This window comes from Bilophila wadsworthia ATCC 49260 (assembly GCF_000701705.1).
GTDB lineage: Bacteria > Desulfobacterota > Desulfovibrionia > Desulfovibrionales > Desulfovibrionaceae > Bilophila > Bilophila wadsworthia.
In genome coordinates, this window is the sequence record NZ_JNJP01000142.1 from 1 (window position 1) to 5,895 (window position 5,895).

5 protein-coding genes are annotated in these 5,895 nt (G+C 59.9%); 2 read left to right on the plus strand and 3 right to left on the minus strand.

The window, feature by feature from the left end; all coding sequences use genetic code 11:
* Positions 1-259: 259 nt before the first annotated feature.
* The 3 genes from T370_RS0121055 to T370_RS0121070 form a co-directional block, all read right to left on the minus strand.
* Entirely contained in the window at positions 260-1,663 is a 1,404-nt protein-coding gene (locus tag T370_RS0121055; RefSeq protein ID WP_029436913.1) for an NAD(P)/FAD-dependent oxidoreductase, read from the minus strand.
* 589 nt (positions 1,664-2,252) lie between these two features.
* Positions 2,253-3,176 (minus strand): hypothetical protein, encoded by a 924-nt coding sequence (locus T370_RS0121065; RefSeq protein ID WP_029436914.1) that lies wholly within the window; start codon positions 3,174-3,176, stop codon positions 2,253-2,255.
* Positions 3,177-3,319: 143 nt separating this feature from the next.
* Complete coding sequence (locus tag T370_RS0121070) at positions 3,320-3,724, minus strand: hypothetical protein (RefSeq protein ID WP_005028204.1); 405 nt, start codon at positions 3,722-3,724, stop codon at positions 3,320-3,322.
* Positions 3,725-3,853: 129 nt separating this feature from the next.
* Between T370_RS0121070 and T370_RS0121075 the strand changes: the two genes are divergently transcribed.
* Both T370_RS0121075 and T370_RS0121080 read left to right on the plus strand, forming a co-directional pair.
* Positions 3,854-4,408 (plus strand): tetratricopeptide repeat protein, encoded by a 555-nt coding sequence (locus T370_RS0121075; protein WP_248604299.1) that lies wholly within the window; start codon positions 3,854-3,856, stop codon positions 4,406-4,408.
* Positions 4,409-4,561: 153 nt separating this feature from the next.
* Complete coding sequence (locus T370_RS0121080; RefSeq protein WP_029436916.1) at positions 4,562-5,596, plus strand: hypothetical protein; 1,035 nt, start codon at positions 4,562-4,564, stop codon at positions 5,594-5,596.
* The last annotated feature ends 299 nt before the right edge of the window (positions 5,597-5,895 follow it).

Below are 5,895 nucleotides of genomic sequence, written 5' to 3' on the forward strand. Positions count from 1 at the left end.
AAACCTCTCCCCCTCCTCTCCAAAGACTTTCGACCTTATCGAATCCCCACTGCCGGTTTTCCCCGTAAAAACAAAGCCCGAACGAAATCCGTTCAGGCTTTGTTCTGCGGCTCCGGGGAACTTGCATCAGGGCTGGGCTTCCGCGCCGCCCCGCCCGCTGCCCGCCCCGTTTATGAAAGTCTTGGGAGGGGAGGGATGGGGTTTGGGGAAGGGAGGGGAAGCCCTTCTCCAGAAGGGTTCCCCTCCCTTCCCCAATCTTCTACTCCTTCCCTTCGCCCTTCCCGAACTTCCTCACAATGGCCTTGGCAGGGATGATGCCGGTGGCGGCTGCGGACACGATGTTGCCGGACACGCCGGGGCCGTCGCCCGCCACGAAAAGGTTGGAAACGGATGTTTCAAGATCGCTGGACGTGGCAACCTGTGTGGAGAAGAACTTGATCTCCGGCGCGTAGAGCAAGGTCGAATCGTCGGCGATGCCCGGCACGACCAAGTTGAGCTGCTCCAGCCCTTCCACAAGGTTGGTCACGATGCGGCCCGGCAGCGCCATAGCGATGTCGCCGGGCGTGACTTCGGTCAGGGTGGGCTCGACGTAGCCGTTATGGATGCGCTGCCATGTTGAACGCCGCCCGCGCCGCAGGTCCCCGAGACGCTGGAGGATGGGCTTGCCGCCGCCGATGAGCGAGGCGAGCCTGCCGATGGCGACGCCGTACCCGTGGCTGTCGGACACGGGATCGGTCAGGATCACCTTGGACAGGAACGCGAAGTTCGTATTGTCCGACTTGCGGTTGCGGTAGGCGTGCCCGTTTACGCACACGAAATCCTGATAGTTCTCAAGCGTGATGAACCCGGCGGGGTTGGTGCAGAACGTGCGCGTCTGGTCGTCGTAACGCTGCGTCTGTACAAAAAAGGTGGGATCGTAAATGACATTGGTGAGATCCGACATCACGTCGTTGTGCGTTTCCACACGCACGCCCACTTCGATGCCGCGCTGCTGGAGCTCCATGCCGTACTTCTTGGCCATGTCGCCCATCCAGTCCGCCCCCACGCGACCCGGCGCAAGGATCGCGGCCCGGCAGCGCAGTTCGCCCTTGTCGGTGATCAGGCCGCGCACTTCGCCGTCCTCGACGATGACGTGCCTGACATCCTCGCCCGTACGGATGGACACGCCGCGCTCACGGAGCGCTTCGCACATGCCGTCGATATGATTCGGCAGGCAATCGCTCCCCAGATGCTTCTGACGGATGAGCAGCAGATCGATGCCGTGTTTTTTGGCTTCCTTGCGGATGGATTTGGCATTCTCCATGTCCGAGGGAAATACCGGGGCCGTCATGCCGAAACGGTCAAAAATGGCCTCCGTCTCTTCGATAAGGCTTTCCGCTTCGGAGCGGGGCATGAACTGGGTGAGATCGGTCTTGCCGAGCTTGTGGATGAAGTTCAGCTTGCCGTCCGAGAACAGCCCGCCTCCGCCCATCCCCGAAAGGATATGGCAGGGGTCGCACTTCATGCATTTCTTGGCCTTGCCGAGCGGACAGCCGCGCTTCTTGACCATGTTGCCGCGCTCCACAATGCACACCGACAAATCCGAATGGTCGGCCAGCCACCAAGCCGCGAACAGCCCGGCAGGGCCGCCGCCCACGATGATGACGTCAAACGTGTTCGACATACAAATCCTCCAAAAAGGATAATAAGCGGGGAAGACAAGAAAAAGCCCGCAGGCGCGGGATCGTAGGATAAGCATGCACGGTTTCGGAACACCTGTCAAACGCCCGCCGGATTCTATCACTCCCCGGTTCCATCGCCCCATGCGGACAACATCCACACTTCAAAAAACATTTCTCCCATCGCAAAAAAGAAGGCCCGCAAGGCAATGGTTTCCAACCACCGCCTACCGGCCTTCAATGCGCTTCTCCCCACACTGCGAACCGTTCCTCTTGACCGTGTCCCAACAAAGGATTGATATTGTATTTCTTGAAATTCCAAAAAGATAACGAATAAAACACCTTAACCGTGGAACCCTCCAAAGGGAAAACGAGAGAAAGACGCTGTATTTTCAGTATGCTGTGGATATGAAGCAACCACAGCCCATGACAGCGCCTTCCCCTTCACTGCCTTTCTTTGGCAAACAGGGAAAACCGTTGAACAGGGATTCGATAAGGTCAAAAATCTTGGGAGGGGAAGGGGGAGGCTTGGAGGGGGGAGGGGAACCCTTCTCTAGAAAGGTTCCCCTCCCCCCTCCAATTTCCCACAACAATTTACTTCCCGAACGTCACGCGCATGTCGCTGTCGACGAACACGTCCGCCTGCATGTTCTTGCCGACGGCCTGCGCCGCGGCGGTGGCAAGCTGAGGGAGGATTTCGTAGGTATTGCCCTTTGAGCCGCCGCTCGTCACCACAACGCGCCAAAGCACGGCCCCGCCCGGGACGCCCTGCGACGCGGAGGCCAACAGCGGAGGCGCGTAGGGCGGCTCCTGATCGGGATCCGCCCCCGTCGCCTTCAACGGGGCGGCATAGGGGGGCTTGCTGAGGGCTTCCCCTTCAAGCGCAATCGGCGGCGCATACGGCCCCTTGGAAGGATCGCCGTCCGGCTTCGCCGCAGGCGCGGGCTTGGAGGCGATGCCCGAAGGCTTCGCGGCGGGAAGCAATGCCTCCAGCGTGGCCTTGGGCAACGCATCGGCACGCAAGGCTTCCACGACCAATACGCGGGAATAAATGGCCTGAATGCTTGGCTCGGGCACATAGAACGCCTGCCGTGCATACCCGAACGGCCCCCTGTGCCACGGGGAAGAACCAAAACCGATCCCTGTACCGAAACTCAGGCCGGGGCGATAAAAAGGATCGGCCCGTTCCGTGATGTACTGCGGCCCGTCGGTCATCCACCAGATCCGCACCAGCACGTCGGCTTCGGCGGCTTGATCGGGATTGGAAAGCCACTTCCAATTATACAGCGAAAGCGCCGTGGCAAGCGGCACCGACACAGTCTGGAGCCCGGAAAGCGTTTCCGGAGCGGAAGCGGAAAGCGCAGGCCCCGGCACAGCCGCCCACGAGAGCTTCGTAGGCACCGGGGTCGCTTCCGCATTGGCCTGAATCGTAGCCGCGACCCTGTATCCGCAACCGGAAGTCACCACGGAAACAAGGCTCAAAATAAGCCATAGGGCAAGAATCCCTGAACGCTTCATGTTCGCCTCCCTGACCCGTTCCGGAAACGGCGCGTTTCCGGCGGGCGCTCCTGCGCGACGGCAGGAAGGAGATCATACGAGAAAGCGCAACAGCCCGCAATTGTTCCTGACCGACGCGCCCCCGGAACCGAACATGGACAGGTTCAACGCGACAAACGTTCGGGGAGAAGTTTCCAGTACCATGAGCCCACTTCCGTTTCAGGATCGCCCCACTCTTCCGACGTCTCGAAAAACTCCAAGAGGCGGCGTTCTTCCCCTTCCTCGGGCAGGTCGGGAAAAGCCAACCGTTTCGCACGGAAAATCAAAGCCAAATCCTCCAGCAGATTCATCCAGTGGCTCTCGTCATCATGCGGAAGGGTTGCCAATTCGTTGAAAAAATGCTTAGCAAACGTCATGTCTTCGGTTATGCAGGAGTCGAGCGTGTCGGCCAATTCGCAAGCACGGCGCAACCCTCCGAGAACCAAAGCTCCCGTTCGGGCCTGTTCCACAGGCAAGTCCAAAAGCCGGTCACGAGCAACCTTGATGGCCGGTACCTTGTGTCGAAACATCATTACCTCCGGAGTTACTATATGATAATGAATATAGAAAGTTTTAACATTAGTAAAAATGTTCTATATAAGCTTATAAATAAAATCAATCCTGTCCGATTCCGGTCGATTGCGGGAGGGCTGGCCCTGTTGTCCATCCTCGCGCTGCCCGGCTGTTCGCTGCTGGAGCCGGAAAAGATGCCCCCCAAGCCCGCCAACCCCACGGGCGTGTCGGGCAAGCATGACCCGCAGGCCGAACAGCTTTTCGCAAAAGCACATGTCCTTTGGAAAGGCGAGACGTGTACCGACCCGGAAAAAGCGCTGGAATACCTTGACGAAGCACTGAAAATCGAGCCCGATTACCCACAGGCGCTGATCCGCCGCGGGCTGGCCCTGAGCCAGCTCGGGTACGCCGACGACGCCTTCGATGATCTGACGAAAGCCATCCGGCTCGAACCTTCAGCGGAGGCGTATCTCTCGCGGGGGATCTGCCTGCTCCAGCAGGGGAACACCGCCGGGGCCCGCAAGGATCTGGAAGAAGCCTTGCGCCGCGACGACAGATCCTATCGCGTGTGGAACATCCTCGGAGCGGTTTCCCTCAAAGAGGGCAAGGAGCAAGAGGCCTGCGAGGCCTTCGAAAAGGCCTGCTCCTCCGGCGATTGCGCTGGCATTGAAGCCGCCCGCCGCGAAAAAATCTGCAAATAGCCGCCGACTCCCGGCACGGCCGTGTTTTTCCGCTGTTTTCCTTACGTAAACGGCGCGGCTTTACCTCCGCTGTCAAAGTCGGTAGAGAAAACGGGAAAACGCAGCCGCCGAAGGGGTACTCCGCCCCACGGGCCGCATCACCGAGGTACTGGCATGTTGACGAACCGTTCCCACAGCCCGCTGTATCTTCCCCTGCTGATTGCCGTTTGCGGGATTCTCTTTTCCGTCTGGAACGCATTGGATGCGGCGTCCGTGCCCTGTGTTTCGGCCGGGTGCACGCTCTATCAGAACTTTTCCATCAACGGCTATTCCCTGTGGTGGGGCGGTGTGGGTATCTTCTCCCTTCTGGGGCTGCTGGCCCTTACCGGCCGCGCCGTGCTCGGGCGCTGGCTGGCCGGGCTCGCCGTCCTGCTGGACTGCGTGCTGCTCGGGATCATGATCCTGACGCTTCCCTGCGTCGCCTGCATGGTGGCCGCGCTGCTCCTCGCGCTCTCGTACATCACATTCCGCGCCGCCACGCTTGCGGATACCCACCGCAGCGCCCTGCACCACGCTTCCCCCCTGCTTGTCCTCTGGGGTGCCCTCTTCCTCCTGACCCTTGGGGGGCTCGCCCGGAGCGAAGTCGGCCCGTGGGCGATTCAGGCCCCCGAAATGGAAGACGAAACCACCGCCCGTGTTTTCTTCTCCCCCTCGTGCAGCGCCTGCCGCCAGCTGGTGATGGGCATGTCCGAAGCCGACGCCCGCAGGATCATCTGGTGCCCGGTTGCGGAAGAGGAAAAGGATCTCGCCATCATCCTGAACCTCAAAAAACGCATTGAGATGGGTACGCCGCTGACCCGCTCCTTCCTGCCGTCTTTGGAGACGGAACCCATGACGTTCTGGGATCTGTTCAGCCTCGAAGTGTTGACGACCCAGTTCCGGCTCTGGTGCAACGATGCGCGGGTCATCAGCTCCAGCGAGGGCCGTTTGCCGCTGGTGGAATTCATGGGCATCCCTTCGGCACTCGTCAAAGCGAAGTCACCGGCCTCCCCCGCGGCACGCCCCACAGCCCCGTCCGCGCCTTCCGAGCCCATGTTCGGCGGCCAGTCGGTCTTGCCCGGGCAAACCGCGCCGCAGGATCATGGCCTCCCCTTCGATATGGGGAACTCCGGCAGTTGTGGCGGCCCCAACGCCGTACCCTGCCCCTGATGCCCGAAGGGACATTTCAAGAAAGCTATCTCTCCCCACGTATAGAAAAACGATTATTTCCCCTTAAAAGCCAAACGGAAACGGTTCCGCGCCCGGTTTGTACCGGATGCGGAACCGTTTCCGTTTGGCTCGGTGATTCCATTCCACGGTTGGAAAGAAACGACCTTTGAATTCCGTGGCCTCTCCCCAAAACCCGTTTCAGGGAACGCTGCGAACAGGGATTCGATAAACGTAAAAATCTTTGAAGAGAAGGGGGTGGGGTTTGGGGAGGGGGAGGAGAAACTTTCTAAGAAAGTTTC

Bases quoted from the DNA above. Each gene is read 5' to 3' on its own strand.
- T370_RS0121055 (WP_029436913.1), bottom strand. From the start codon at position 1,663: ATGTCGAACACGTTTGACGTCATCATCGTGGGCGGCGGCCCTGCCGGG.
- T370_RS0121065 (WP_029436914.1), bottom strand. From the start codon at position 3,176: ATGAAGCGTTCAGGGATTCTTGCCCTATGGCTTATTTTGAGCCTTGTT.
- T370_RS0121070 (WP_005028204.1), bottom strand. From the start codon at position 3,724: ATGTTTCGACACAAGGTACCGGCCATCAAGGTTGCTCGTGACCGGCTT.
- T370_RS0121080 (WP_029436916.1), top strand. From the start codon at position 4,562: ATGTTGACGAACCGTTCCCACAGCCCGCTGTATCTTCCCCTGCTGATT.